Here is a 24,480-nt window from a genome sequence, read left to right as displayed (position 1 = left end):
TTAATGCGAATATTTAAAGTATCACTAGCAATGCATAAATATATGAAAGAGAATAATTCCACGGTATGCCTAGGATAGCAACTCGCAGCCAAACGATCGTCAGTTCTCCGATAAGAAGAATAGCCGCGCTTTTAGATGAGGCAAGGCGTAAGGGGGACATAATCAGCTTTGGAGGTGGCGCGCCGAGTCTCCCTCCCCCGCAGGAGGTGGTGGATTATCTAGCGGATTTACTTAGACGCTCTCCCCAGAGGACGGTAGCTTACGGGAGCACCCGTGGGATGATAGAGCTTCGAGAATTAATAGCCCAAGACCTTAAGAAGTACTGGGGCGTATCCTATGATCCTCGTGAAGAGATAATCATCGTAAACGGGGGGACGGAGGGAATATACCTGGCTTTAGGGTCGATTCTCGAGCCCGGAGACGAGGTCATACTCATAGATCCAACATACGTCGGGTACTCGGAGCCTATTCGACTTTTTGGTGGGCGTGTTAGGTATGTTCCCGTGCGCGTGGAGGAGGGTTACCAGCCTAAGATCGAAGATGTGAAGAAGGTTATTTCCCCGTTGACAAAAGCGTTCATACTGCTATCCCCCGATAACCCTACCGGTCGTATAGTCACTGATGCGTTCGTCAGCGAGCTTGTGAGGTTGGCAAGGGAACACGACTTCTGGATAATATTTGACGCCGTGTACAAGCACATCACGTATGGCCGAGCTACGCCTTGGGTTGACGCTTTTCCGGGAGCCAGAGACAGGACTATAACCATTCACAGCTTCAGCAAGGAGGCATCTATACCAGGGTTCCGGCTCGGCTACGTGACAGGCCCCCCTGAGGTTATAGAGGCAATGGAGAAGATAAAGCAGTATGTTTCCCTTGCACCTGACACGCCAGGGCAACTAGCGATGATCAAGTTCTATGAGAACGGTATTAAAGAGCGGTACCTCAACGAAACGGTCATTCCCACCTATAGGAAGCGCCGTGATTTCATGTACAAGGCCATACAGGAGTATTTACCCGACGCTAAGACAACACTGCCCGAAGGAGCCTTTTACTTTTTCGTAGACCTAAGGCAGTACCTCGAAGCAATGGGGAGAGATGATGAGGAGTTCGCTAATCGCTTGCTGTACAGGAAGAGCGTAGTAGTCATTCCGGGAAAATATTTCGGCGAGATGGGCAAAGGACACGTCAGAATGACTTTCGTGAGCGAAACCGAGGAGAGGATAGAGGAGGGTCTCAAGAGGATGAACGCCTACATCACTAGTTATCTCTAAGAACTAAGCTATTTTCGACTCTGTTATCTTCTTTTTTACTTCTCTTAGGGTGTATAGGAGGACTCCTAGCCTTGTGTCTTTGCTGAAGAGGACTGCCATGTAGCCTAGATCCCCGAGCTTGATGTAGATGATGCCTGAGCCGTCTGGGGCGTTGACGGTGATCCACTCCGCCTCCCCCTTCCCGAGCTCAGTGCTAGCCCTGTTGCCAACCTCGCTCAGCACAGCCGTGAGCGCCGCCACCTTCTCCTCCAGCTCCTTGTCAGCTATACTGCTCAGCAAGGGCAACCCATCACCCGTAGCGACAACAAACCCCTCAAACCCGGCAACCCTAGTAACAGGCTCAATAAGCCTCCTCAAAGCCTCAATATTCAAGCTCAGCCTGCATCACCACTAGATTAGCTTTTGACGACAATATATCTTTTACAGTTAAAATGCTACCCCGCTAACCTCTCTTAATGATTTCAACTATTCTCTTTAAAACCGCGTAGGCGGAGTTTCTCTCGTATGTTACGAGCGGCATGACGTTTTCCTGTTTTATTCCGAAAAGTTGCGCCACGATGTTCGGTTTAACACTACCTGGGAGGTCCTGTTTACTCACAGCTAAGATATGAGGATACTCGCCTAGGCTTTTCATATAATCATAGACAGCACGCGAGCGCATTACGTGTAGCATTGAGGTGCCGTCCACGATGAAGATATATCCATGCATTCCAGTTGAAAGAACTCTCCACATGAACTGGAGGCGGGTTTGCCCTGGAGTTCCAAACAGGTATACATCTACACCGTCTACACTGGTTTTGCCGTAGTCGAAAGCGACGGTCGTATACCGCTTAATCTGCGACTCATAAGATGAGGATACAGGGACTTCCGTCGTGAGAACGTTAGATGCTATAGTTTTCACAAAGGTTGTTTTACCGCTAGCATAAGGTCCACTAACGAGTATCTTTAGGTAATTTCGTTGCGTCGACATACCCGACCCCTGCTGCCTTAACGATACTATCCTCGTACTTCCTTAAGACAAGGTGTATCAGCCCAAGGTTTGGACGAGAGGCCGTGGAGAGAGCGATGAAGGAGCCATCAACCGACGAGATCACAACGTGCTCCCCGTTCTCGAATTCCACGTCTACTCTTTTTACCCGGCTACCGAAAATATCACCAAGCGCGTCGAGAGACCCCAAAGCTGCGGCAGAGGCTACCGCGAGGAACTCTGCCTGAGACTGGTCAGGCGCGATGGAGGATATCGGGATCCCGTCGCGCCAGGCGAAAACGATGGAAGAGACAGCGTCGTGAGTCTCCTTTATTATCTTCCCAAGTATCCCCCTTACTTCTGCCTCTTTATCTGAACTCATAACAGCATTGACACCTACTGTGTTTTTGAGACTACGTCTCTAAAATATCTAATTATCGTTTCTTTTATCGCATCTAGCCTAGCCTCGTTAACGTTTGCACTATCCTCCACCTCCAAGATGGCATACACTGACAAATCTTTTACATCTCCTAGGTAGAAGACTTCGAGCATCCTATCTCCTCTGACTAGTGAAACTCTAGGTGTTCCGGATATCCTTAAAATCTCAAGTATCTTCGGAGGTTCCTCACTAGGCTGACCATAGCTTTTGACAACGTATCCCTGAGAAGTTATTATACATGCATACTTAACCTCGGGGTAATGAAGCGCGAGCTCATTCAGCTCTTTAATCGAAGCCGCCTCAATACGCTGCAGGACGCGAGGGTAGGAAACTGGGCGAGGCGCCTCCTTTACCTCCCTCGCGAATCTCCTCTCAAGAAGTACGGTTTTGCTCTCGAGCGCCGTCACGCGAGAATCGATGCGGATGAAGGATTCCTGGAGATTTTTAACCGAGTTGTACAGTTCGGTTAGCATGGAAGAGGTATTCTTCTCAGATTCTTCCAGTTTTTTAATTCTTTCATCAAACTCCCGAAATCTATCCTGGGAAGCGCTACCTTCGCTTATGCGTCCTACTATTCGCTTGAGGTAGATTAAAGCGATAAAAACACTCAATGAGATGCCAAGCGAAAGCAACGTAAGGAAGATTAGATAAAAGGAGTATGGCTCTAACTGTAGCAGAGTTTGGTAGGCTTCTGAGTTAGCTAGCATAACGCAGCATGTAGTATTTCTAGAGGCCTTTTGATAAAATTATCGCAATATTAGAAAGCCTCAAAACCTGCTTTGGTAAACATTGTTTGCCAAGTAATTCACTGCAGTTTTCCGTACAAGTAGCTGATTAAGAAGCGAAACCTATAACTTCGTATCTCGCGGATACCTGCTCCAAAACTCGTATAAACTCTTCACTTAGATCCGTTTTCACCCGGCTTAAAACCGAGTTAAATGCTCTCCTGGCACTCAGTCCTTGCTTTATCCTCTTGTTTATTTCCTGAGCAGCGAAGTACAAGGCGACGCGACTAACCCTTGTAAGCTTCTCCTTGTAGGGCTGAACGAGCTTCTCAACAGTTTCAGGATCGTAGCCAGTGAGTTTTGAGAGAAGGGTCAGCGATGTTTTCTCATCTAAGAAGCGAAGGTATAAGACGACCGTGGTTTGAGGTGGGAGCTTTAGTAATCCCTCGAGACCTATCCTGTGGAACAAAATAACGTCTGCTGAGCACTTTAATCCATCTAAGAAGTACTCCGTAAAGGCTTTTTCCTCCTCATAGCTAAGGCCCAGAATTACGATCTTCCTGCCTGGTGGAAGTGTTCTGCATAAAAACTGTGCAGTTTCCCCTAGAGATTCTAGATCTGCAAAAGCGATTTTGAGTTTGTCCTCCTCGGCCACGCGCCTTCTTTCAGTAAAGCCTCTTACGAGTGCGATAATGCGAGAATGTAAAGCTATCTGTGAGCTTTCGGCGAAGTAGAGCATAGCGCTTGTTCCCATGGATGAGGCTATCCCCCATGCGTCGGCTAGGCTTGGAGAACCAATGATCGGCGTGATCGCAAGGAGGGTGACCTGCGGAGTAATCAGAGAGGCAAATGTTCTCTCGCCTACTAAGGAGGTTGCGGTTAGGGATGAAAGTAGCACGATGATTTCTGCTATAAACCTGCTGTCATGTACTAGCGCATTAAAGAGGGTTGAGTAGAAAAGCACAGCATTGGTAACTTCGTTCTCTGATGCCTGTAGTCCGCCAGGTAAAATAAGTAGCGGTGCCCTGATCTCCTCGCTTATTGAAAGAAGTAGGGAGAATGCAAAGAGGTTGGCGATGAAGCTAAGACCTGTGAAAAAGGCTTCACGTGGTTTTTCCTTCCAAGCGAGGTAGTAAAGGATGCCGAGGATCACTCCGATAGAACTCGGATGAGTGATAGCTAAGGGAACAACTAGTAAGAGAAGTGTAGATGAAACCCAACTGTGTATGTTTTTTAAGATTAGAAGAAGCTGAAAGGGAAGAAGGGCCAAAAGAGGGAGAAATCGCTGTAGACGATATAGCTCCAGCGAGAACATGGTCACAAAGACTGGAACGCCGAGTGACGGCGCAGTTAAAGCTGAGACACTTGGTACAAAGCTCAGAATTAAGCTGTTTGTTCCGGCTAAGAATATTTCAGAGTAGAGTAGCGCTGCAGTGAAAATACTTGTCGCCGCAAGCAATCGCTCTCCCACTTTAGCCTTCGCCACAATCTTCGGGAAGTGAGTTGAGAGATACTTTAATAACGTTTTCCGTTGTGGCCCCCCTCTACTGGAAAAATTTTGATGCCATTAAAGTAAATAATATTACTGTACACATAGTTGTAGGGTTGTGGAACCCTTCAAAAGCCATGTAGAAAGACTGCTAAGAGTCTTGACCAACAGAGGCCTTCAAGCTGCCCTCATATACTCTTCACCTAACATCTTCTACTTTACAGGCACAGACGCGCCCAGCGTGTCGATAATTTTAGAGACCGGAGAGGTCTTATCGGTTGCAAGCAGGCTGGAGTACTTAAGAGCTGTCGAAGAGCGTGCGGTCGGCGACGTTTACGCTTTCTCGTCTCAAGAAGAAGTGGCTGAATACGAAAGGGTAGTTGAAAGAGACCTGTATGGTGCTGTTAAGAAGCTTTTAGGGAGCATTCCTCCAGAGAAAGTTGGCATAGCTGGTGCAAGTCTTGATGTGAAGAAAAAACTAGCAGAAAAGCTGGGAGCAGAGCCTCTTGATATAACACGGGAAGTGCTGAACTTGAGGAGACAGAAGGATAGTGCGGAGATTAGCCGGATCAGGGATAGCATCAGAGTCGCCGAGCTAGCTATGCGAAAAGCGTTAGATACACTTGATAAGGGAGTAAGAGAGGTAGACATCGCTGTTGAAGTACTCAGCTTAATCCTCAAAAGTGGAGCACAACCTTCCTTCGATCCGATAATTGCCTTCGGCGATCACGCTGCTCAACCCCACGCAAAGCCCACTCAGCGCGAGCTCAGAGAAGGCGATGTAGTGAAGATAGACTTGGGCGCGAGGGTTAACGGGTACTGCAGCGACATGACCCGCTCCATCATCTTTGGAAAACCGTCGCAAAAGCAAGAGAGGGTCTTCAGAGCAGTAATTAAGGCGCTCGAGAAATCTATTGAAAGCCTGCAAGCTGGTAAGGCCGCTAAGGAGGTATACTCGGCCGCCTTCAAAGCACTAAAAGAAGAAGGCCTTCACATTTATTTCAATCATGGCTTAGGGCACGGTGTAGGCATCGAGATTCACGAGGAACCATACCTGAACAGCGAGAACGAGTCCCCTCTTCTGGTGGGAGATGTTGTGACCATAGAACCTGGAGTCTATATGGCCGGCTACCTAGGAGTGAGGATAGAGGACATGCTTTACGTAAGAGAGGACGGGGCGGAGCTACTAACATATTTCCCACGGGACTACCTAGTGATATAGGGTCTACTCTTGCACCTCACTAAGCCAGCCTTCCGGGTACTCGGCATAGCCGAGTCATTTGATAGGAAGCTGAAGAAGTCCATAGCAGTTGGAGTTTCCTACAGGAGAGATGGGATCGTGGACGGGGTCTACTTGACATGGCTGACTGTTGGCGGTCTTGACGCCACAGAGAAGATCCTTAACCTTGTAAAAGGTACGGGCAGGCGCGACTTCAACGTAGTTATGCTAAATGGATGTATTATCAGCTGGTTCAATATAGTGGATATAGCGACTCTCTACAAGGAGCTCAGCATACCCGTTATTTGCCTAAGTTACGAGGAATCGAGGGGTCTGGAGAAGTATTTAAGCGAGTATTTCCCAGGCGACTCCAAGCGCTTTGGCATGTACCTTGGGCTCGGTGAACGCAGGCTTGTCTACATAAAGAGAACGAGTAGCTACGTTTACGCCAGGTACGTTGGTATCAACGAGGAGGAGTTGCGTGAGTTGCTGAATGCCGTCACGCTTCACGGTAAGGTTCCTGAGCCCCTGCGGGTCGCCCAAACTATTGCTAGGTCAGTATACGAGTTCCTGAGGATCAATGATCCAGCTTTTCTTTCAACCTAAGCAATTTATTTGCGTATGCGCTTCTCTAGGTGCCCTCACCTTACATCAAATAATCAGGCTGGTAGCTTACTGTTACTGAAAGGCGGCAGGCCTGCTTAACGAGGTAGATGTAACTCATGTTAACCTCTGCCACTTTCTCTGATCAGCTCAGCATAGCTTCTACAGCGTCCACCGTAGGTATAGCTCTCTGTTGAACAGCTCATTTTGAATCACCCTGAGATGTCCCCAAGGTTTTTCCAGCTTCAGCTTTTAGGGTAGCTCGTGGGTGTCAGAGTACGAGCATATTAAGCTTGCCATAGCTGTTACGTGTCCAGAGGCTCCATATTCACCTCTTTAACAGCCTCCAGTATCTATCTGATCAGCGGGATTTGGACGATTGTGAGTTGAAAGCTAGGAGGAAGCAGGTGAAAGGATAAAAAGTGCCGTTGCTACTCAAGCTTAATGCTGAGGCTCCCGAGAACTATTGAGTGGAGAGATGGTGTCGTTCGCCTTATCAACCAGAAAGAGTTACCTGATAAGCTTGTCTACACTGAGACTCATGATTGGAGGCGACTAGCTAAAGCGATAAAGGACATGGAAATACGCGGTGCCCCAGCTATAGGGGTGGCTGCTGCCTTTTCATTAGCGCTTTTTGCCTGGCATTACACTGGAGACTCGCTGGAAGAGTTCTTAAGCGGGTTGGAACGCGTTGCTGAGGAGGTGAAGCAGACCCGTCCAACCGCAGTGAATCTTTTCTGGGCTGTTGAGCGGGTCATCTCACGAGCCAGGACTGCTACAAGCCTGGAAGAAGCCAGGAAAGGCGTGATAGAGGAGGCTTTGAGAATTCAGAAGGAAGACGAGGAGGCAAACCGAAAGATCGGCGAAATAGGAGCTGATTTGATAGATGACGGTGACACGATAATAACGGTATGCAACGCAGGTTCCTTAGCAACTAGCTACTGGGGGACCGCGACAGCCCCAATGTACGTTGCGAAAGAGAGGGGGAAAAACTTCAGGGTCATTGCTCTTGAGACGAGGCCTTATCTTCAGGGTGCAAGGCTGACCGCCTGGGAGCTCATGCAAGCGGGAATCGACGTTACAATCGCTACCGATAATAGTGTTGGAATCCTAGCCATGAGGGAGAGAATAGATCTAGCGATAGTAGGTGCTGACAGAGTCACGAGGAAGGGGTGGGTTGCGAACAAGCTGGGAACATACCCTCTGGCCCTCGTTTCCAGAGTACACAATATACCTTTTTACGTAGCGGCGCCTACCAGCTCGTTTGACTTGAACGCTGAAGGCCCGGGGGATTTCGAAATCGAGAAAAGAGACCCAAATGAGGTGCTAATCATTAAGGGTATCAGGATAGCTCCCGAGGGAGCTAAAGCGATATACTACGCGTTCGACCTAACACCCCCACAGCTAATTACAGGCTTTATAACCGAGAAGGGAGTACTTTACCCTCCATTCGGAAAGACCATACCGCGGGCACTGCTATAAATGCTTGATCATTTCTATTTTCGTGAAAACCGTGGATCATTTTAACCCTATAAACTGATGATTCTAATGGTGCTCGATGACAGCTAAGCTGATCCGGTTGAAGCGTCTAGTCGATCTAGTGCATGTTCTGAACGTAAGCCAGCTACCGCTGATACATCACTACCAATTAAATGGCTCACACATCTACTTTGTTCCAGTTACGCTTGGAGGCGAGCCCAGCGTAATATATTACTACGAAGCCTCCCAACCCCTTCAGGGAGTGTACATTCTATTCAATAATTTTACAGGCGAGATTCTGATCTCCAATACTTGGGCTTCGGATAGCAAGTTCTCTATAATACCGATAATTGAGGTTGAAAACCAGAGCTTCTTCTCTGAGAAGGAGCTAATCAGCGAGATCGCTAAGCGCAAGCATACAGGAAGAAAAGACAAGATCGACCAAGTCGTAGCGAGGGAAGCAGTAATCAACGTTTAAACCTTTCACCTTGTGTATACCCATCCTGATATTCAAAAACTGAGTTTACCTAACGTGCTTTTAAATTGCTTAAGTTAGCTGGGATCTACGCTGTCTACGGCTCTTAACACCAAGGCCTCGAAGATTCTGAAGCATACGCAAGCTGTTGCCAAAGATCGAAAGCGGTTTCGCAACTTATTTCCATCTTGTCCAGCCATAAAAGCTAGGTACAACGCACTGCTCGGAGTAGCTGAGAAAATTTATAAACACAGTCTGTTAAGGCTAGAGGGGTAATATGCAACGCGTCGTCTCATCAAAACCAACGAAAGTTAGAAAGAGGGAGGTCTATAACGCTCCACTGCATGTTAGGTCTAAGAGAATAGTTGCTCCTCTATCCAAGGACCTCAGGGAAAAGCTGGGCATCAAGAGAATACGCGTGAGAAGAGGGGATCGTGTCCTGATAGTCCGCGGGTCCTTCAAGGGTCACGAGGGGAGAGTCACAGGGGTTGATGTTAAAAGGGAGCGTATATTTGTCGAAGGCGCTGTTCTGCGTAAAGCTGACGGTACAGAGGTTCCATATCCTATTCACCCGTCCAAGGTTCTCGTGGTAGAGCTAGACCTAAGCGACAAGCGCAGGAAGGAGCTTGTAGAGAGAGCTAAAGTAGGTGGTCAAGGATGACGCGAAGAATAAGGAGCTCACTTAGGCATCTCCGAAGATCCATAGCGCCACCGTTTTGGCCAATCAGTAGGAAGGAATATGTTTGGACCGTTAAACCCAGGCCAGGCCCACATCCATTGTTCAAAAGCATACCTCTAGGAATTGTGATACGAGACATTCTAGGCTACACTACCACGATGCGGGAAACGCGGAGGATACTCGGTGAGAGGAAGGTCGCTGTGGATGGGCGTGTGGTAACTGATTACAAGTTTCCGGTAGGTTTAATGGACGTTGTACATATTATTCCGGAGGGAAAGTTTTACCGCGTTGTACCCGATAGCGTAAAAAGACTAAAGCTAATAGAAATACCGCCGGAGGAGGCAGGGTACAAGCTATTGAGAGTTATCAGAAAGCAGACAGTTAAGGGAGGCGCTATTCAAGTCACTCTTCACGATGGCAGGAATATTCTCCTGCCTCAATCCGGAGGAGAGAAAACAAATATTAAAACCTTCGACTCGGTCCTTATAACAGTTCCTAAGCAGGCTATAGCTCAGATAATTCCTTTCAAGGAGGGAGTTCTAGCTGTTGTGACCGACGGCCGTCACGCTGGCTTCGTCGGAAGGGTTATATCGATTCAACAGGTGTTTAAGCGCCGGGACGCGCTGGTGGTATTGCAGAACGACCAAGGAGAAACTGTGAGGACCAAACTGGAGTACGTACTTCCAGTTGGAGAGGAGAAACCCGCGATCACGATTAGGTGATGCAAATGAAGGGTACTTTACTCATGGAAACCGATCATCCGATGCGTAGGATCTTCATAAGTAAAGTTGTAGTCAACATAGGTGTCGGCGAAAGCGGTGAAAGGTTAGCAAAGGCTGCTAAACTCCTAGAGGAGCTTACCGGGCAAAAGCCCTCTCTTCGTCGGGCGAAGAAAAGCATAAAAGAATTCGGCGTGAAGAGGGGTGAAAACATTGCAGCCATGGTAACGCTCCGCGGCGAGAAAGCTGTCAGCTTTCTTAAGCGTGCCTTAGCTGCAGTCGACAACAAAATACCTGAAAAGAGCATCGATAAGCACGGCAACTTCGCCTTCGGCGTTAAGGAGCACATACTTCTTCCCGGTGTGAAGTATGACCCAGAGGTGGGAATATTTGGCTTCGATGTGGTAGTGGCCCTTGAAAGACCAGGCTTTCGTGTTGCCAGAAGGAGGAGAAAGCGGTCGAAGGTTGAGTCGAGACACCGTGTTACAAAGGAAGAGACGATAGCATTTCTGGAAAAGATTTTAGGTGTGCAGGTTGTAAGAGCAAAGAGGTGATCGGTATGGCCAAGCTTCATCCCCCGAAAAAGCGTAAGTACGGGAAGGGTAGCAGGATGTGCGTCAGGTGTGGCACTCACGAGGCCGTCATACGAATGTACGGACTAAACCTCTGTAGGAGATGCTTCAGGGAAGTTGCCGAGGATATAGGCTTCAAAAAGTATTCCTAGAGGGTGGTACGGATGATGCTAGATACACTTGCTAATGCTATGGCAACGATCTGGAACAACGAGGTCAGAGGTCATCGCGAGTGCGTCATTTACCCATCTTCGAAGTTAATAGCTCGCGTACTAAACGTCATGAAGCAGCAGGGTTACATCGAGGATTTTGAGTACATCAATGATGGCAGAGGAGGAAAAATCATCGTTAAGCTAGCGGGTAAGATTAACAAGTGCGGTGCAATTAAACCAAGGTACTCTGTTAAAAAAGACGAGTATGCGAAATGGGAGCAACAGTTCCTCCCCTCAAGGGATATAGGCATTCTAATCGTGTCCACACCACAGGGTGTAATGAGTCATCGTGAGGCCCAGAGCAGAGGCCTGGGCGGTGTACTGATCGCTTACGTATATTAGAGGGGGTGCTTAATGAGCGAGGAAAAACAGGTTGAAGGTGCCAAAGAGCCTAAGAAGATAAAGCCCTCCCTCACGCCTGAAAAGGCAAAGATGCTTCAGCTTCGCGCCGTTCTCAATCGCTCGAGGCCAAGATTCATACGCATGAATTCATGGAGGCTCAAGCGGTTAGAGGATAAGTGGCGTAGCCCTCGGAGAAGTCTTGACAACCAGATAAGGTTGCAGAGGAAGGGGTTCCCGCCTCTTGTCAAGGTCGGCTATAGAGGCCCAGCGGCTGTTCGAGGCTTGCATCCTTCGGGCTTTGAGGAGGTTATCGTTCACTCCCCCGAAGAGCTCGAGAAGATAGACCCAACCAAACAAGCAGTAAGGATCGCGTCCACCGTTGGGAGACGTAAGCGGATAGAAATCATTAAAAAGGCCGAAGAGAAAGGAATTCGCGTGCTTAACGTAGGGGGTGCTTAACCGATGGACGTGAGTGTTGCTCGCAGACTGGCATCAGAGGTGCTCGAAGTTGGGGAGAGCAGAATATGGATAGACCCCACGCGCTTAGAGGAGGTAGCCGCAGCTATAAGTCGCGATGATGTTCGGCGGCTCATAAAAGACGGTGTGATTAGAGTTCTTCCACCGTCGACGCCATCGCGTGGTCGTCACAGGATCAAGAGAGCTAAGAGAAGGAGTAGAGGCCCCGGTAGCAAAAAGGGGCCAAGAGTAGACGAAAAGGAGCTATGGATGGCCAGAGTAAGGGCGCAAAGGCGCTTCCTTAAGGCACTGAAAAACAAAGGTTTAATAGAGAAGAAGGAGTTTTGGAGAGTTTACAAGCTGATTAAAGGAGGCATGTTTAGGAGTGTAGCGCACCTAAGAATGTACTTGCACGAACACGGTATAATTAAGGTGAGCGGAAGTGGCTAGGGGGTCTACATACAGGGTTGCCTTGAAACGCCGTAGGGAGGGTAAGACGAACTACTACAAGCGAAGAAAGCTGATAATGTCTAAGAAACCCAGGCTAGTGGTAAGAATACTCTCCAGAACCGCGATTGTCCAGATCGTGAGAGCTGATCCTAAAGGAGACATCACGCTGGTTTCTGCGCACTCAAACGAGCTGAAAAAATTCGGGTGGAAAGGAGGGTTGAAGAACACTCCTGCTGTATACCTCCTCGGTCTGCTTGCAGCGCTTAAGGCCAAGAAAAATGGGGTAGAGGAGGCAGTGCTTGATATAGGATTGCATAGACCCATAAAAGGAGGCAGGGTCTTTGCGGCGGCTAAGGGTGCCATCGACGCTGGCCTTCATGTGCCTGCTGGGGAGGGGATATTCCCCGACGAAAGTAGAGTGCGAGGAGAACACATAGCCTCATACGCCAAACTCCTAAAGGAAAACGACCCTGAGATGTACGCTAAGCGTTTCTCGCAGTACCTAGCAAACGGCTTAAACCCTGAAGACCTTCCAGAACATTTTGAGGAAGTAAGGCAGCGTATACTTAAAGCCTTTACATAAGGTAAGGTATTTAACATGTCGTAGTGTAACGCTTGAAGGTGGGTCTCTGTGTCGTTGGGAAGCTGGGTTCCGCGCACGCAGGTCGGAAGGATGGTAGCAGAAGGTAAGATCAAATCTATCGATGAGATCTTTGCCAGGAATCTCCCAATAAGGGAAGTAGAGATCATTGATGCGCTTCTTCCTGACCTGAAGTTCGAAGTCCTTAATGTCAACTTCGTCCAAAGGCAAACAGACTCAGGCGAGGTAAGCCAATACCAAGTAACAGTCGCTGTTGGAAATGAAAACGGCTACGTGGGAGTAGGTATGGGCAAATCCAAACACATCGGTACAGCTATAGACAAAGCTGTTAGAAGGGCCAAGCTTAGCATCATACCTGTACGGAGAGGCTGCGGGAGCTGGGAGTGCCTATGCGGAGAGCCGCACAGTGTTCCATTTCAGGTTGAGGGTAAGAGCGGTAGCGTCCGTGTCGTGCTCATTCCGGCACCAAAGGGGGTCGGGCTTGTTGCCTCAGATGTAGCTAAAACTGTGCTTAGGCTTGCCGGCATCAACGACGTGTGGTCCCGGTCTTTCGGAGAAACGCGCACAACGCATAACATGGCTAAAGCTGTTTATGAAGCTCTGAAAGAGACCTACAAGTTTTACTCACCTGATAGTTGGTGATTCACGATGGCGCTGCTCTTCGTTCTACGGTTGCGGGGAATTCCTGACAGGTCCCCGGATGAGGAGAAGGCTTTAGAGCTTTTAAGGCTTCACAAAACGTTTCATGCCACACTGGTGCAAGACACTCCCTCAATTAGAGGGATGCTTGATAAAACTCTGAGTAGCGTGGTGACGTACGGTGAAATACGTAGGGACGTGCTGGTGGAGTTGCTCAAGAGGAGGGCGAGGGTAACTGGCAACAAGAAGTTAACGCTTGAGTATCTGCGAAAAATCGGATATGGGAGCTTTGAAGAGCTCGCAGATGCCCTGCTCAAGGGTGAAGTTAAGCTAGAAGATATTCCAGGGCTAAAGCCGGTATTTAGGCTCCGCCCCCCTTCTGGCGGCTTCAAAGGGACTATAAAGAAAAACATCAGAGCTGGTGGCGAGACCGGCTATAGAGGGGAAGCCATAAACGATCTAATACTTAAAATGCTATAGGAATAATTTATACTTCTCAGCTTATCAACGCATTGGATTTTTAAATCTCATACTGCATTTATTGTAAAGTCAAAATTTTGAAATTAAGCCTTGAGTTCTCTCAATCATCTTGTGGAAGAATAGGAAGTGGGGAACATGAGGATGGAAAAGCGATCAGTCACCTATCTTTCTACTCTTAGTGTGCAATAAACTTAAAAAAGACTCCCCTAAGACTCATTGAGGTGGCATCAACGTGGTCAGACGCCGTGAAAAGAAAAGCCGGTACTATCGCGGTAGCCGAACACACGGGTGGGGGAGAGTAGCGCAACACAGGAGAAGCGGCAGGAAGGGCGGCAGGGGATATGTTGGCTACCACAAGCACAAGTGGAGCTGGACGGTAAAGTATGCCCCTGACTGGTACGGGTCGCATGGTTTTACAAGGCATCCATCACTTGTAGTGCAGTTCAGGGCGCTCAACGTCGGTGTGCTCGATGAAAAGATAGAGGAGCTCGTAAACCTTGGGGTCGCAACAAGAAGCGGTGACAGTTACTACGTCGACCTGACGCTACTAGGTGTGAATAAACTGACGGGGAGTGGAAGGGTTTCGAAAAAAATCGTAGTGCGGGTTCATAAAGCTACCGAGCAAGCTATCGCGAAGATTTCGGGGGCCGGAGGGAAGGTCGTTACACCTGGTGAAGCCAATTGAGCACTTATGAACGGTTGTCGCTCATATTCAGAGTACTACCTGAAGTCGAGCGCCCCTCAAGGAAGCCAAGCCTTGGGGAAAGACTATTCTGGACGGCCTTAGTTCTAATAGCGTACTTCCTATTGGGACAGATCCCGCTATACGGTATTCCTAGACAGACTCAGGGAACCATCGGTGCACTCGAGTTCCTACGCATAGTCATGGCCTCAAAAAGAGGGACTTTGATAGAGCTCGGAATAGGTCCGATAGTCACGTCGGGAATAGTGTGGGAGCTTCTCGTCGGTAGCAAGATAATTAACTTGGATCTTACAACCAGGGAAGGCCGCAGAACCTTCGCCGGGCTACAGAAACTCACCGCTATTGTTTTCGCCGCACTGGAGGCTTTCGCCTACATATACGGTGGTGTGTACGGCGTCCTCACCACTACACAACAGTACCTCGTTTTCGCCCAGCTACTCGTCGCAAGCATCTTCGTTATTCTAATGAACGACATGCTTGAGAAAGGCTGGGGCGTGGGTAGCGCAGTTAGCCTATTCATAGCTGCCGGAGTAGCACAGCAAATATTCTGGGAGCTGTTCAGCCCGATAGGCCCCCTGGCGGATGGCCTGTATTATGGCTTTTTCCCATCGCTGGCCGTGGGTATCGCCACCTTTGCTACAACGGGGAACTCTACGCTCCTTCGCTATGCAATCCTTCGACCCTCGGGCTATCCTGACTTAGTAGGCTTTGCCTCGATGATTTTCCTTCTACTATTCTTGGCGTACCTTGAAAGCACAAAAGTAACTATACCTGTGGCAAGCGCCAGGTTTAGTGGAATGCGCACGCGCATACCGTTAAAACTCCTCTACGTCTCCGTAATGCCGGTAATCCTTGTAGGCGCATTATACGCCAATATTGTAATGATAACACAAGCCCTCTGGCCTCGCGTAAACCCCGGAAACACGAACCCTTACCTGAACATAATTGCGATGTACAACTACACTTCGAATGGCCCAATTCCCATGCCAGGAAGCCTGGTCTACTACATAACCCCGCCACGCTCTCTCTTCTCCGTAATCAATGACCCCCTGCATGTTCTAATCTACTCTTTGCTTTACATCATCCTAGCGGTTCTATTTGGCGTTGCATGGATTATAACTTCCGGTATGGACCCCGAGAGCCAAGCTGAGCAGCTTGCCAAAGCTCAACTACAGATACCTGGGTTTAGGAAGAGTGAGAAGGTTATTGCGAACATGCTCAGGCGATACATCTGGAGTCTGACGATCCTCAGTAGCGTTCTGATAGGTGCTATCGCCGTTCTAAGCGACCTGCTAAGAGCCATGGGAGGGGGTACGGGGATTCTTCTGCTGGTCGGAATAATCATCCAGTATTACTCGATCCTGGCCAGTGAGCGTGCACTGGAAATGTACCCATCGCTTTCGCGGCTACTGGGCGAGTAGTGTAACTCCTATACACTACGTGAAACTCGACCTCATAAGTAATCTTTCGCTTTCTTGAGTCAAAATAAAGTTTTAATATACATAAAGGCAATAAAAGCTGGTGAAATAAAAATGCCCAGGAAGGTTACTGACAAAATAATTGAGAGGAAAAAACTCATCCATGAGTACTTAAAGAAGCACGGGCCCATCCCGACAGTCGAGATAGTGAGAGACCTGGGTCTTTCCCACAGCCAGGTATTCTACATTTTGAGGCTCCTACTGCGCGAAGGTAAAGTCAAGGAGGAAAGAAGGGGGAAAATGGCTTACTGGGTAGCAGTTGACTAGGTTTAAACGGAGAATTTAAATAGTAAACGCGCTGTAATCAGGAGGTGTCAAAGATGGGAGGACGTCAAAGGACCTCCATCTTCATCGAGAAGAAGAGGGAGCTCTCCAAGGAGAAAGCTCAGGCAGCGAAGACGAAGGAGAAGCAGCCGGAAAAGTAGGATAATCGATGCTAACGTGCGCGTATCCTCCCCGCAAACCCACATACACAAGAGCGGTAGCTCTCCCCTCCTCAAACTTCTCCAACCTTCCAGAACCGGCGAAAACCTTTCACATAGCGCTCCTCGCTAGGGCTGCCGCAATATTCAGAGTGGAAGAACTGGCTGTTTACGTTCACGAAAGCTATCCATGTGACGCTATTAAAGATGTTGTGGAAGCTTTAGAGACACCGCAGTACCTCAGGAGAAAAATCATCCCTAAGAAACCCTCTTTAAAATACATTGGCCTAGTTCCTCCTCTTGCGATACCGTCTCATCAGCTGAGAAACGATGATCTAAAATACAGGGAGGGAGTTATACTTGCAAAGAAAGAAGGCAGGGTACTCGTAGACATAGGTCTGGATAAGCCTGTTCTAGCGGTGGGGGAAGGGAAAATAGGATCCCGGGTCACGGTGAAGCGAGTTGGCGATGCTTGGTTCCTGGCTTCCTCCAGCGAGGTTGAGGTTTACTGGGGGTTTAAGGTCATCTGCTTCCAAGGAATGCAACCCCTGGTGGAGCACTACAAGAGGAGGAATTTTATGATCATTGCCACATCTCGGCGAGGTAGAACTGTAGACTTAGCCTTCTTGAAGGCTCTAACTTCTGAGGTGGAAGAGCGGGAAGCTAAGGGGGTGTTGCTTCTTTTCGGTAGCTTGAAGAAAGGGGTATATGAGATAGGGAAAGAGGAGAATGTTAATGTTGATGAACTGGTAGATTTCGTCTTGAACACGATTCCCTGTCAAGGAACACGCACAGTCAGAACTGAGGAAGCTGTCCTCGCTACGTTATCGCTTCTAAACTTAGTCCTTGATTGACTCCTCGTCTTTCCGGCTGTCGCCAAACCTGTTGTTACCGCGTGGCCTGCCCCTAACGTAGTAGGTGCGACTGCTACGTGCCTTATTGCTTCTGCGCTTATTAGACGCATCGTCGTGATCGGTGAGGTCTATGGGACTAAGGCAAAGCCGAATCAAACATGGGGACTGTTGATAAAAGCGGTGACTACTCAACCACAGGTCGTGTAGAGTAAATTTAATAAACCTACACTTGTAAAAGCGAAGAGGTGTATCCTAGGAGCTGTGGTGAATGTGAATGGCGAAGGGTCATAGGCCACGTAGAGGGTCTCGAGCGTATTACCCGCGGAAAAGGGCGCGAAGCATCGTAGCTAGGATTCGTCGCTGGCCTAAAGTCAACAGGGTTGTCCCGTTAGGCTTTGCTGGTTACAAGGTGGGTATGGTTCACGTTGTAGGCGTGGAGATGAACAAGAACAGCCCCTTCTACGGTCAGGAGAGGGTGTACCCTGCTACCGTCGTTGAGGTTCCTCCTCTCCGCGTTGTCGGTGTTCGTGTTTACGCGTCGGGCTTTTATGGTTTGAAAGCTATAGGAGAGCTATGGGCCCCGAAGCTTCCGGAAGATTTGAAGCGCGCGTTCACTGCTCCTAAGAAGGAGAACTACTTCGAGGAGCAGAGGAAAAAAATAGAGGAAGTCCGCGACAAAGTGCAGGAGGTACGATTGATTGTCGCTACACAGCCTCGTATTACAGGGTTAGGGAAGAAAAAGCCCGAGGTCTTTGAGATCGCGGTCGGTGGATCGCCATCTGAGGCGCTGGATTTCGCTCTCAGCCGTTTAGGCAAGGAGATCGATGTAGGAGAGGTTTTCAAGGAAGGCGACTACGTGGACGTCATAGCTGTCAGTAAAGGCAAAGGCTTTCAAGGCGTGGTAAAGAGGTTTGGGGTAATGGAGATGCCGCGGTGGCATAAGCACCGGAAGGGCCACAGGAGAATAGGAAGCGTCGGTCCTCAAGGTCCAGCAATAATGTTCTACACTCCCTTCCCTGGTCAAACAGGTTTTCACCAGAGAACGGAGTACAATAAAAGGATACTGAAGATCGGCGATGCAAGCTCTGAGAACATAAACCCCCCGGGCGGTTGGCCTCACTACGGTCTCATAAGGACAAAGTATATCCTCGTTGAAGGAAGCATCCCTGGTGCGATTAAGCGACTAGTTAAGCTAAGGATGCCTATACGACTCCACAAGCCCGTCGAGCCGCCTAAGGTAGTTTATATAAGCACTCAGCCATGGCCTCAGGCAAGCGGGTGAGCGTAGATGGGTAGCGCCGAACTTGTTCTAAGGGAAGCGACAGTTTACGACATGGAGGGAAAGGAAGCCGGTAAAGTTCAGCTTCCGAAATTCTTCAGCATGCCAGTGCGTTTCGACTTAATAAGACGGGCTTTCCTTGCAATCTTCACATCCAAACTGCAGCCTAAGGGTACAGATCCCCTTGCTGGTCTGCGAACCACCGCTGAAAGCCTTGGCGTAGGCCACGGCATCGCAAGAGTTGCTAGAATTAAAGGAGGTTTAAGAGCAGCCCGAGTACCTCAGGCAGTAAAGGGAAGGAGGGCGCATCCCCCAAAAGTCGAGAAGATTATCAAAGAGCGCATTAACAAGAAGGAGAAAACTCTTGCACTTGCCTCCGCTTTAGCCGCAACAGCCTCGAGGGAACTCGTGCAACGCCGAGGTCACATCGTGCCGGAAAAACAACTTCCTATAATTGTCACAGACGATTTCGAGAGGATTAGCAAGGCATCCGAGTTAAGAACAGTACTTAAAAACCTTGGGCTCTGGGCAGACGTGGAACGGGCCGCTGAGCGGGTGAGAATTAGAGCCGGTAAAGGCAAAATGCGCGGACGCAGGTACAAGAAACCGAGGAGCCTTCTAATCGTCGTAGCTGATGCTAAGAATTTGACTAAGGCTGCCGGAAACATGCCTGGAGTCGACGTTGTTAGTGCACAAAAACTCACGGTGTCGCATCTTGCTCCAGGAGGCGTACCCGGGCGCCTCACGGTCTACACTGTGGGGGCGCTAAAAGTACTAGAGGAGAGACTTAACTCCGTTATGGTGGTGTGATAATGGGTAGTGGTCAAGGTGTAATCATTAGGCCGCATTTAACAGAAAAGACATTGAGGTTGATAGAGCAAGCTAACACCCTGACATTCATAGTCGATCGCCGCGCCACCAAGAAACAAATAAAGGAAGAGGTTGAGCGAATGTTCGGAGTGAAGGTTGAGAAGGTGAACACCTTGATTACGATGGACGGCAGGAAAAAAGCTTATGTAAAACTCTCTAAGGAATACTCGGCCTCAGATATAGCTACACGTATGGGAATGGTGTAGGTGGTTTAAATGGGTAAAAGAATACTGGTTCAACGCAGGGGACGCGGTGGATCAGTGTTTAGAAATCCAGGCTGGAAGCGTGTGGCACCGGCACGCTACCCCGAGTACAACGCAGAGGAGTTCAAAAACAAGGTCTTAGTCGGCTACGTGAAGGCCCTTATCCACGAGCCCGGCAGAGGTACGCCACTGGCCATTGTGAGATTTGAGGACGGCAGGGAAATGGTTATGATACCCCCAGAGGGACTGGCAGTTGGTCAAAAAATCTACTATGGTGCTAAAGCCCCCGTGGTGCTTGGAAGCATTATTGAAGTAGGCAATGCACCTGAAGGTACGATAGTATCAAACATCGAGATTCGCCCTGGGGACGGGGGTAAAATAGCGCGAAGCAGCGGAGCATATGCCACGATCTTAGCTCACTCAAACGGCAAAACTCTGTTGCAGCTTCCATCCAAGAAAGTCAAAGAGGTGGACAGCAATGCGCGCGCTACTGTGGGTATGGTTGCCGCAGGGGGACGTACCGAAAAACCGTTTCTTAAGGCTGGTAAGATGTACCACTGGTCCCGTGCCAAGTCCTTTAAGTACCCCAAAGTGAGGGGCAAGGCAATGTCGCCGTACGCGCACCCAGCTGGAGGTGGCCACCACCCGAAGGGCTTAACACCAGCTCCCCGGAACGCGCCTCCCGGGAGGAAAGTAGGGCATATAGCCGCTCGCAGAACTGGCCGCAGAAAAGGCGTTCCAAGAGCGCAGAAGTAAAAAATTCAGGTTTATTTCTTCTCCGGTTAGCCGCTTATCGTCCTCAAAATGGTGCTTTCTAGCGATGTTGCTACGCCGCCACCCAGTTTTCCCTTTATATCACGCATTACTATGCTCTCAATGAGCATCTTACTGATGTAGGGAGTTCTCCCGAAAAGAATCTTGCTTTCCCAGACCATGATGGCTTTGTTAAAGCCGACTGAACAAAGGGTTTTAGGCTTAGAAGCGAGGAAAATAGGCTTGTGTACATGGATGGGTTTTTGCCCCTCGAGTTGCCTCAGCACGTTTTTCGCGGCTGTTTTACCTTGAAGTATCGCCTCTTCGGCCATCTTCATCGCGCAGTCACTATCGTACGCGAAGTGGTTGATGTCGCCGACGGCATAAACGTCCTCAAAACCCTTAAGCTGTAAAGTCGGGTTTACTACTAGCCACCCCCTTCCTTTAGTTTCAACTGGCAAGTCGAAGCTAATTTGAGGTGCTCTGATGCCCAAAGACCAGACGATGTGGGAACACTCAAGTACGTGGCCGCTCTCAAGTATAAGCCTGTTATCCTCCACCCGCTTTACTCCATCGCCCTTTATCACTTTAACACCGCTCACACGGAGAAAGCTTTCTACGATTTCGCTCGCACGCTGGTTATTTAGAGTAGGGAGCAAGTTAGGCATTTTCTCAACGATAACAACCTTCTCTCGCCCCAGCTTTTCCGCGAGCTCACCAGCGACTTCAACTCCTGTAAGACCACCACCAGCAACGCACACGTGATCCGGTGGAGCCTCTTCGAGCCGTCTTTTCAACTGAAGATAGTCTTCCAATCGCCACGACGGGATCGTAGTCTCGGCTCCGGGTATTCCGTAGTACTCTGTCTGAGCTCCAGCCGAGAGAATCAAGTAGTCGAATTCCAAGCTTTCACCGCTCCTTAAAAGAACCTGCTTGTTCTTCAGAGATACTCCTACAACCTCACCTTTAATGAAGGAAACTCCAAGGCGTCTCGAAATCTTCTCGAAAGGCTCGGTTATATCATCTACTGTCTTTTTATCCGAGAGTAGGTAGGGTAGCGAGGGCAGGTACACAAATCTATCACTCTTGTCCACCAAAGTTATCTCACAAGACTCTGCGGCCGCTGACTGTCTTAGTATTTTCAGAGCGTAGTAGCCTCCGAACCCTCCTCCTACAACAACTATCTTTTTAGTCATACATGACGTTTTTCATAGTCGATAAGATATATTCACTTAAGTAAACTTAGTTGTTATTAGATTACCTCTCTCAACAAAGATAAGTTCGCTACCTTACCTCGTGCCGCCATGAAGGTGCTTTTCCCATCTCTCAGGGCTTATTCAAGTTCTCTAAGGGTAGAAACTGTCGTGATATTTAGGGAATTTAGGGAGAGTGCTAAGTTGGGAGGTGACTTAAGGAGTCTTAAATCAAGTTTTGCCCCCTTTAAACCCTTTGTCTTCTTTTGCATTTTAACGATGACGATAAAGTAAGAGATAAGTAGAGGGGGTGGTATCGAAAAAGCTTAAATTGCCGAGAACGTATGTGAGGCAGGTGCAACCCTAATGGAGTCGTCCAGTAAATACGCCTACCGAGGGTACAGCTTTGAAGAGTTAGCTCAGATGCCACTCGAGAAGTTCATCGAAATTGTGCCCTCCCGACAGCGAAGAACGATTCTCAGGACGATAATTAAGGGCACTAGCGAGGAGCATCTGAAACTCCTCGAAAAAATCAGACGCGCCAAGAAGCTTGTCCAAGAGGGTAAGAAACAGCCCGTCATTAGAACGCATCTGAGAGACTTCGTTATCCTCCCCGAGATGGTAGGCCTCGTGATACACGTCCACAACGGAAAAGAGTTTGTTCCGGTTGAAATAACGCCCGAACGCATAGGTCATTACCTAGGCGAGTTCGCGCTTACAACAAAGAAGGTTGAACACGGAGAGCCCGGCTTGAAGGCCACAAGATCCTCAATGTTCGTAGCGCTGAAATAGGGGTGAAGCATATTGTCGCAGAACATCAAAACATTCAATTTTCTCGTCGAAGGAGGTAAAGCTACTGCAGGTCCACCTATCGGCCCGGCTCTTGGACCTCTAGGGCTAAACGTAATGCAGGTGGTTAAGAAAATCAACGAGTTAACTCAGGACTACGCCGGTATGCGAGTTCCCGTCAAGGTAACCGTAGACGTCGAAAAGAAAACATTCGAAGTCGAGGTTGGGACTCCAACAACCGCAGCGCTTATTGTTAAGGAGCTCAAAGTTGAGAAGGGGGCCCACCAGTCGACGAAGGAATGGGTCGGGAATCTTACAGTAGAGCAGGTAATAAAGATAGCCAAGATAAAGATGAAGGACATGGGCGCAAAAACTCTTAAAGCAGCCGTTAAAACCGTAGCGGGAACCTGCCAAAGTATGGGTGTCACCATAGATGGGAAGCCCCCGAAGCAGTTTATAGCAGACCTTGAGAAGGGTTTGTACGATGAAGTTATAAGTAAACACGAGGGTGAGGCATCGTGAGCGCAACGGTAGCAAGTATCGTTAACAGCATCCCCGAAGCTATTCGTAACGCGCTCCAGGCATCTCCAAGGAGAAGGAGATTCAAACAGAGCGTTGAAATGATAGTTACCCTCAAGGATGTTGACTTGAAGAAGCCTGAGAACAGGATAAACACTATCGTTACGCTGCCATACCCTCCCCCCTCGAAGCTGGCTAAGGTTGTGGTAATAGCAACCGGTGATACGGCGCTTAAGGCTCGAGAAGCCGGCGCTGACCTCGTGATAGATGCTGAAGGGTTGCAGAAGCTTTCTGGCGACAAGAAAGCACTTAAGAAGCTTGCGAAGAGGTATGACTTTTTCCTGGCCCAAACAGACCTCATGGTGCAGGTTGGACGTGTGCTAGGCAAATTCCTCGGCCCTCGAGGCAAGATGCCTCAACCAATACCTCCTAATGCGCCAATAGCCCCCCTTATAGAGAGGTTTAAGCGGTCTATCAGAATCAGGTTGCGCGACGACCCTGTTGTCATGTGCAGGATTGGAGTGGAGGATCAGCCTATTGAGCATCTTGCTGCTAACGCAAAGGCTGTCCTGGACGAACTGCTCAAGAAATTCACGTACAACAATATTGGTAGGATATACTTTAAGCTAACCATGGGTAAACCTGTAAGACTCGAGAAAGCAGGTGAAACGAAGTGAGCGTGGCTGTAGCCATACCAGGTAGAAGAATGAGCGCAGCGAGAGCGCGTAAAGCGAAGCTCGTAGAGGAGCTGACCGGTTACCTGAAGAGCTATAAGTACTTCATGATCGCAGGGATCACGGGATTGCCTTCATCAGTCATCAAGGAGAGCCGGAAGCTGCTAAACCAAAGAGGGTCAGTGCTCAAGGTGGTGAAGAACACCCTATTCCTTCTCGCGCTCAAAGAGAGCGGCAGGTACGTGGATGAGTTCAAGAACTACCTTCGAGGGCAGAATGCCGTCATATTTACGAACGATAACCCCTTCGAGATCCTTCTTTTCCTGGACAAGCAAAAGATAATGCGTGAGGCGCGCCCAGGCGATATAGCCACCAAGGAGATCGTTGTTCCTGCTGGCAACACCGGGATACCTCCGGGCCCGGCTATAAGCCTCTTCAATAAGCTCAATATACCCATAAGGGTTCAGGAGGGCAGCATATGGGTGGCGAAAGACACCGTTGTCGCTAAGCCGGGGGACACCATTTCACCGGAGCTCGCCGATTTGCTGAACAAGCTAGGGGTAAAACCGATTGAGAGCAAGTTGAACATCAAGCTTATAGCAATTGATAGCAGGGTTGTTAAACCCGAAGAAGTAGAGCTAGACCCCAGCATCTATAAAGAAAAAATAAAGGAAGCTTACTCGCGGGCCTTCAACCTGGCCTTCAACGCGGCTATTCCTCTACCCCAGGTAGTGCACCTACTCGTTGCAAAGGCCCATCAAGAAGCGGTAGCGCTCGCCCTCGAAGCCGCGCTTCCGGTAAAGGAGACCCTGCCTTTCGCGATCGCCAGGGCTCACGCTGAGGCAACCGTCCTCTATAACCTCATAAAGTCTCGGAATCCGAACTTTTGAACATAAAGCTAAATATTTGGTAGAACCTTCTAGCCT

The 24,480-nt window shown here is 49.0% G+C and carries 33 protein-coding genes; 27 read left to right on the top strand and 6 right to left on the bottom strand.

The features are described 5' to 3' along the window. Nucleotides 1–65 precede the first annotated feature (65 nt). Nucleotides 66–1,271 carry a pyridoxal phosphate-dependent aminotransferase gene (locus MOV14_RS04145; protein ID WP_318537974.1) on the top strand — a complete coding sequence of 402 codons (1,206 nt, stop codon included), beginning with the start codon at nt 66–68 and terminating at the stop codon, nt 1,269–1,271. A gap of 3 nt (nt 1,272–1,274) precedes the next feature. Here MOV14_RS04145 and MOV14_RS04140 read toward each other — a convergent pair whose 3' ends face one another. The 5 genes from MOV14_RS04140 to MOV14_RS04120 form a co-directional block, all read right to left on the bottom strand. Beyond that, nucleotides 1,275–1,643 (bottom strand): roadblock/LC7 domain-containing protein, encoded by a 369-nt coding sequence (locus MOV14_RS04140; protein ID WP_318537973.1) that lies wholly within the window; start codon nt 1,641–1,643, stop codon nt 1,275–1,277. Nucleotides 1,644–1,713: 70 nt separating this feature from the next. Beyond that, nucleotides 1,714–2,241, bottom strand: coding sequence for a GTP-binding protein (locus MOV14_RS04135; RefSeq protein WP_318537972.1), 528 nt, complete (start codon nt 2,239–2,241; stop codon nt 1,714–1,716). After that, the gene (locus tag MOV14_RS04130) at nt 2,204–2,620 is read right to left on the bottom strand and encodes a roadblock/LC7 domain-containing protein (protein WP_318537971.1); all 417 of its coding nucleotides are present in this window, start codon (nt 2,618–2,620) and stop codon (nt 2,204–2,206) included. The genes MOV14_RS04135 and MOV14_RS04130 overlap by 38 nt, the downstream gene beginning before the upstream one ends. A gap of 14 nt (nt 2,621–2,634) precedes the next feature. Then, a complete protein-coding gene (locus tag MOV14_RS04125; RefSeq protein WP_318537970.1) occupies nt 2,635–3,309 on the bottom strand; it encodes a hypothetical protein in 675 nt (224 codons plus the stop codon). Between the two features lie 202 nt (nt 3,310–3,511). Further along, the gene (locus tag MOV14_RS04120) at nt 3,512–4,888 is read right to left on the bottom strand and encodes a hypothetical protein (RefSeq protein ID WP_318537969.1); all 1,377 of its coding nucleotides are present in this window, start codon (nt 4,886–4,888) and stop codon (nt 3,512–3,514) included. Nucleotides 4,889–5,009: 121 nt separating this feature from the next. On the opposite strand from MOV14_RS04120, the gene MOV14_RS04115 reads away from it, so the two are divergent. The 22 genes from MOV14_RS04115 (at nt 5,010) to MOV14_RS04010 (ending at nt 20,382) form a co-directional block, all read left to right on the top strand. After that, nucleotides 5,010–6,113 carry a M24 family metallopeptidase gene (locus MOV14_RS04115; RefSeq protein ID WP_318537968.1) on the top strand — a complete coding sequence of 368 codons (1,104 nt, stop codon included), beginning with the start codon at nt 5,010–5,012 and terminating at the stop codon, nt 6,111–6,113. A gap of 9 nt (nt 6,114–6,122) precedes the next feature. Continuing rightward, complete coding sequence (locus MOV14_RS04110) at nt 6,123–6,716, top strand: endonuclease dU (protein WP_318537967.1); 594 nt, start codon at nt 6,123–6,125, stop codon at nt 6,714–6,716. 441 nt (nt 6,717–7,157) lie between these two features. Further along, nucleotides 7,158–8,195, top strand: coding sequence for an S-methyl-5-thioribose-1-phosphate isomerase (mtnA, locus tag MOV14_RS04105; protein WP_318537966.1), 1,038 nt, complete (start codon nt 7,158–7,160; stop codon nt 8,193–8,195). 76 nt (nt 8,196–8,271) lie between these two features. Continuing rightward, a complete protein-coding gene (locus MOV14_RS04100; protein ID WP_318537965.1) occupies nt 8,272–8,670 on the top strand; it encodes a hypothetical protein in 399 nt (132 codons plus the stop codon). A gap of 274 nt (nt 8,671–8,944) precedes the next feature. Beyond that, nucleotides 8,945–9,328, top strand: coding sequence for a 50S ribosomal protein L24 (gene rplX / locus MOV14_RS04095; RefSeq protein ID WP_318537964.1), 384 nt, complete (start codon nt 8,945–8,947; stop codon nt 9,326–9,328). Continuing rightward, nucleotides 9,325–10,068 carry a 30S ribosomal protein S4e gene (locus MOV14_RS04090; RefSeq protein ID WP_318537963.1) on the top strand — a complete coding sequence of 248 codons (744 nt, stop codon included), beginning with the start codon at nt 9,325–9,327 and terminating at the stop codon, nt 10,066–10,068. The genes rplX and MOV14_RS04090 overlap by 4 nt, the downstream gene beginning before the upstream one ends. A 5-nt stretch (nt 10,069–10,073) precedes the next feature. Then, nucleotides 10,074–10,619: a 50S ribosomal protein L5 gene (locus MOV14_RS04085; RefSeq protein ID WP_318537962.1), complete on the top strand. Its 546-nt coding sequence runs from the start codon at nt 10,074–10,076 to the stop codon at nt 10,617–10,619. A gap of 5 nt (nt 10,620–10,624) precedes the next feature. After that, nucleotides 10,625–10,789: a 30S ribosomal protein S14 gene (locus MOV14_RS04080; protein WP_318537961.1), complete on the top strand. Its 165-nt coding sequence runs from the start codon at nt 10,625–10,627 to the stop codon at nt 10,787–10,789. A 12-nt stretch (nt 10,790–10,801) separates the two neighbouring features. After that, the gene (locus MOV14_RS04075) at nt 10,802–11,191 is read left to right on the top strand and encodes a 30S ribosomal protein S8 (protein ID WP_318537960.1); all 390 of its coding nucleotides are present in this window, start codon (nt 10,802–10,804) and stop codon (nt 11,189–11,191) included. Between the two features lie 12 nt (nt 11,192–11,203). Beyond that, nucleotides 11,204–11,650, top strand: coding sequence for a 50S ribosomal protein L32e (locus MOV14_RS04070; RefSeq protein ID WP_318537959.1), 447 nt, complete (start codon nt 11,204–11,206; stop codon nt 11,648–11,650). A gap of 3 nt (nt 11,651–11,653) precedes the next feature. Then, on the top strand, nt 11,654–12,097 hold the full coding sequence (locus MOV14_RS04065) for a 50S ribosomal protein L19e (RefSeq protein WP_318537958.1): 444 nt from the start codon (nt 11,654–11,656) through the stop codon (nt 12,095–12,097). After that, nucleotides 12,090–12,680, top strand: a complete 591-nt coding sequence (locus MOV14_RS04060) for a 50S ribosomal protein L18 (RefSeq protein WP_318537957.1) — start codon at nt 12,090–12,092, stop codon at nt 12,678–12,680. Before MOV14_RS04065 ends, MOV14_RS04060 begins: the two co-directional genes overlap by 8 nt. 48 nt (nt 12,681–12,728) lie before the next feature. After that, nucleotides 12,729–13,340: a 30S ribosomal protein S5 gene (locus tag MOV14_RS04055; RefSeq protein WP_318537956.1), complete on the top strand. Its 612-nt coding sequence runs from the start codon at nt 12,729–12,731 to the stop codon at nt 13,338–13,340. Nucleotides 13,341–13,346: 6 nt separating this feature from the next. Further along, complete coding sequence (locus MOV14_RS04050; RefSeq protein ID WP_318537955.1) at nt 13,347–13,817, top strand: 50S ribosomal protein L30; 471 nt, start codon at nt 13,347–13,349, stop codon at nt 13,815–13,817. A gap of 232 nt (nt 13,818–14,049) precedes the next feature. Then, the gene (locus MOV14_RS04045; protein WP_318537954.1) at nt 14,050–14,502 is read left to right on the top strand and encodes an uL15m family ribosomal protein; all 453 of its coding nucleotides are present in this window, start codon (nt 14,050–14,052) and stop codon (nt 14,500–14,502) included. Continuing rightward, nucleotides 14,499–15,941: a preprotein translocase subunit SecY gene (gene secY / locus MOV14_RS04040; protein ID WP_318537953.1), complete on the top strand. Its 1,443-nt coding sequence runs from the start codon at nt 14,499–14,501 to the stop codon at nt 15,939–15,941. The genes MOV14_RS04045 and secY overlap by 4 nt, the downstream gene beginning before the upstream one ends. A gap of 111 nt (nt 15,942–16,052) precedes the next feature. Continuing rightward, entirely contained in the window at nt 16,053–16,265 is a 213-nt protein-coding gene (locus tag MOV14_RS04035) for a FaeA/PapI family transcriptional regulator (protein WP_318537952.1), read from the top strand. A 166-nt stretch (nt 16,266–16,431) separates the two neighbouring features. Continuing rightward, the gene (locus MOV14_RS04030; protein ID WP_318537951.1) at nt 16,432–17,274 is read left to right on the top strand and encodes a putative RNA uridine N3 methyltransferase; all 843 of its coding nucleotides are present in this window, start codon (nt 16,432–16,434) and stop codon (nt 17,272–17,274) included. A gap of 274 nt (nt 17,275–17,548) precedes the next feature. After that, nucleotides 17,549–18,556 (top strand): 50S ribosomal protein L3, encoded by a 1,008-nt coding sequence (locus MOV14_RS04025; RefSeq protein WP_318537950.1) that lies wholly within the window; start codon nt 17,549–17,551, stop codon nt 18,554–18,556. 6 nt (nt 18,557–18,562) lie between these two features. Beyond that, a complete protein-coding gene (gene rpl4p, locus MOV14_RS04020; protein ID WP_318537949.1) occupies nt 18,563–19,363 on the top strand; it encodes a 50S ribosomal protein L4 in 801 nt (266 codons plus the stop codon). A gap of 2 nt (nt 19,364–19,365) precedes the next feature. Beyond that, entirely contained in the window at nt 19,366–19,629 is a 264-nt protein-coding gene (locus MOV14_RS04015; protein ID WP_318537948.1) for a 50S ribosomal protein L23, read from the top strand. 9 nt (nt 19,630–19,638) lie between these two features. Next, nucleotides 19,639–20,382 (top strand): 50S ribosomal protein L2, encoded by a 744-nt coding sequence (locus MOV14_RS04010; protein WP_318537947.1) that lies wholly within the window; start codon nt 19,639–19,641, stop codon nt 20,380–20,382. Nucleotides 20,383–20,408: 26 nt separating this feature from the next. Here MOV14_RS04010 and MOV14_RS04005 read toward each other — a convergent pair whose 3' ends face one another. Continuing rightward, on the bottom strand, nt 20,409–21,575 hold the full coding sequence (locus MOV14_RS04005; protein ID WP_318537946.1) for an NAD(P)/FAD-dependent oxidoreductase: 1,167 nt from the start codon (nt 21,573–21,575) through the stop codon (nt 20,409–20,411). A gap of 363 nt (nt 21,576–21,938) precedes the next feature. On the opposite strand from MOV14_RS04005, the gene MOV14_RS04000 reads away from it, so the two are divergent. From MOV14_RS04000 to MOV14_RS03985, 4 genes are read left to right on the top strand one after another with little or no spacing between them, the layout of a single operon-like run. Continuing rightward, nucleotides 21,939–22,364: a 30S ribosomal protein S19 gene (locus MOV14_RS04000; protein ID WP_318537945.1), complete on the top strand. Its 426-nt coding sequence runs from the start codon at nt 21,939–21,941 to the stop codon at nt 22,362–22,364. A 24-nt stretch (nt 22,365–22,388) separates the two neighbouring features. Continuing rightward, the gene (locus tag MOV14_RS03995) at nt 22,389–22,883 is read left to right on the top strand and encodes a 50S ribosomal protein L11 (protein ID WP_442786698.1); all 495 of its coding nucleotides are present in this window, start codon (nt 22,389–22,391) and stop codon (nt 22,881–22,883) included. After that, the gene (locus MOV14_RS03990) at nt 22,880–23,557 is read left to right on the top strand and encodes a 50S ribosomal protein L1 (protein WP_318537943.1); all 678 of its coding nucleotides are present in this window, start codon (nt 22,880–22,882) and stop codon (nt 23,555–23,557) included. The genes MOV14_RS03995 and MOV14_RS03990 overlap by 4 nt, the downstream gene beginning before the upstream one ends. Next, a complete protein-coding gene (locus MOV14_RS03985) occupies nt 23,554–24,444 on the top strand; it encodes a 50S ribosomal protein L10 (protein WP_318537942.1) in 891 nt (296 codons plus the stop codon). Before MOV14_RS03990 ends, MOV14_RS03985 begins: the two co-directional genes overlap by 4 nt. Nucleotides 24,445–24,480 lie beyond the last annotated feature (36 nt).

Source organism: Infirmifilum sp. NZ (genome assembly GCF_022693705.1).
Classification (GTDB): domain Archaea; phylum Thermoproteota; class Thermoprotei; order Thermofilales; family Thermofilaceae; genus Thermofilum.
This window is presented reverse-complemented; position numbering and strand designations above follow the sequence as displayed.

What these genes read in the sequence shown, in the direction of transcription:
- MOV14_RS04145 (WP_318537974.1), top strand. Translation starts at nt 66, where the DNA reads ATGCCTAGGATAGCAACTCGCAGCCAAACGATCGTCAGTTCTCCGATA.
- MOV14_RS04135 (WP_318537972.1), bottom strand. Translation starts at nt 2,241, where the DNA reads ATGTCGACGCAACGAAATTACCTAAAGATACTCGTTAGTGGACCTTAT.
- MOV14_RS04130 (WP_318537971.1), bottom strand. Translation starts at nt 2,620, where the DNA reads ATGAGTTCAGATAAAGAGGCAGAAGTAAGGGGGATACTTGGGAAGATA.
- mtnA (WP_318537966.1), top strand. Translation starts at nt 7,158, where the DNA reads ATGCTGAGGCTCCCGAGAACTATTGAGTGGAGAGATGGTGTCGTTCGC.
- MOV14_RS04100 (WP_318537965.1), top strand. Translation starts at nt 8,272, where the DNA reads ATGACAGCTAAGCTGATCCGGTTGAAGCGTCTAGTCGATCTAGTGCAT.
- rplX (WP_318537964.1), top strand. Translation starts at nt 8,945, where the DNA reads ATGCAACGCGTCGTCTCATCAAAACCAACGAAAGTTAGAAAGAGGGAG.
- MOV14_RS04090 (WP_318537963.1), top strand. Translation starts at nt 9,325, where the DNA reads ATGACGCGAAGAATAAGGAGCTCACTTAGGCATCTCCGAAGATCCATA.
- MOV14_RS04085 (WP_318537962.1), top strand. Translation starts at nt 10,074, where the DNA reads ATGAAGGGTACTTTACTCATGGAAACCGATCATCCGATGCGTAGGATC.
- MOV14_RS04080 (WP_318537961.1), top strand. Translation starts at nt 10,625, where the DNA reads ATGGCCAAGCTTCATCCCCCGAAAAAGCGTAAGTACGGGAAGGGTAGC.
- MOV14_RS04075 (WP_318537960.1), top strand. Translation starts at nt 10,802, where the DNA reads ATGATGCTAGATACACTTGCTAATGCTATGGCAACGATCTGGAACAAC.
- MOV14_RS04070 (WP_318537959.1), top strand. Translation starts at nt 11,204, where the DNA reads ATGAGCGAGGAAAAACAGGTTGAAGGTGCCAAAGAGCCTAAGAAGATA.
- MOV14_RS04065 (WP_318537958.1), top strand. Translation starts at nt 11,654, where the DNA reads ATGGACGTGAGTGTTGCTCGCAGACTGGCATCAGAGGTGCTCGAAGTT.
- MOV14_RS04050 (WP_318537955.1), top strand. Translation starts at nt 13,347, where the DNA reads ATGGCGCTGCTCTTCGTTCTACGGTTGCGGGGAATTCCTGACAGGTCC.
- MOV14_RS04035 (WP_318537952.1), top strand. Translation starts at nt 16,053, where the DNA reads ATGCCCAGGAAGGTTACTGACAAAATAATTGAGAGGAAAAAACTCATC.
- MOV14_RS04030 (WP_318537951.1), top strand. Translation starts at nt 16,432, where the DNA reads ATGCTAACGTGCGCGTATCCTCCCCGCAAACCCACATACACAAGAGCG.
- MOV14_RS04025 (WP_318537950.1), top strand. Translation starts at nt 17,549, where the DNA reads ATGGCGAAGGGTCATAGGCCACGTAGAGGGTCTCGAGCGTATTACCCG.
- rpl4p (WP_318537949.1), top strand. Translation starts at nt 18,563, where the DNA reads ATGGGTAGCGCCGAACTTGTTCTAAGGGAAGCGACAGTTTACGACATG.
- MOV14_RS04015 (WP_318537948.1), top strand. Translation starts at nt 19,366, where the DNA reads ATGGGTAGTGGTCAAGGTGTAATCATTAGGCCGCATTTAACAGAAAAG.
- MOV14_RS04010 (WP_318537947.1), top strand. Translation starts at nt 19,639, where the DNA reads ATGGGTAAAAGAATACTGGTTCAACGCAGGGGACGCGGTGGATCAGTG.
- MOV14_RS04005 (WP_318537946.1), bottom strand. Translation starts at nt 21,575, where the DNA reads ATGACTAAAAAGATAGTTGTTGTAGGAGGAGGGTTCGGAGGCTACTAC.
- MOV14_RS04000 (WP_318537945.1), top strand. Translation starts at nt 21,939, where the DNA reads ATGGAGTCGTCCAGTAAATACGCCTACCGAGGGTACAGCTTTGAAGAG.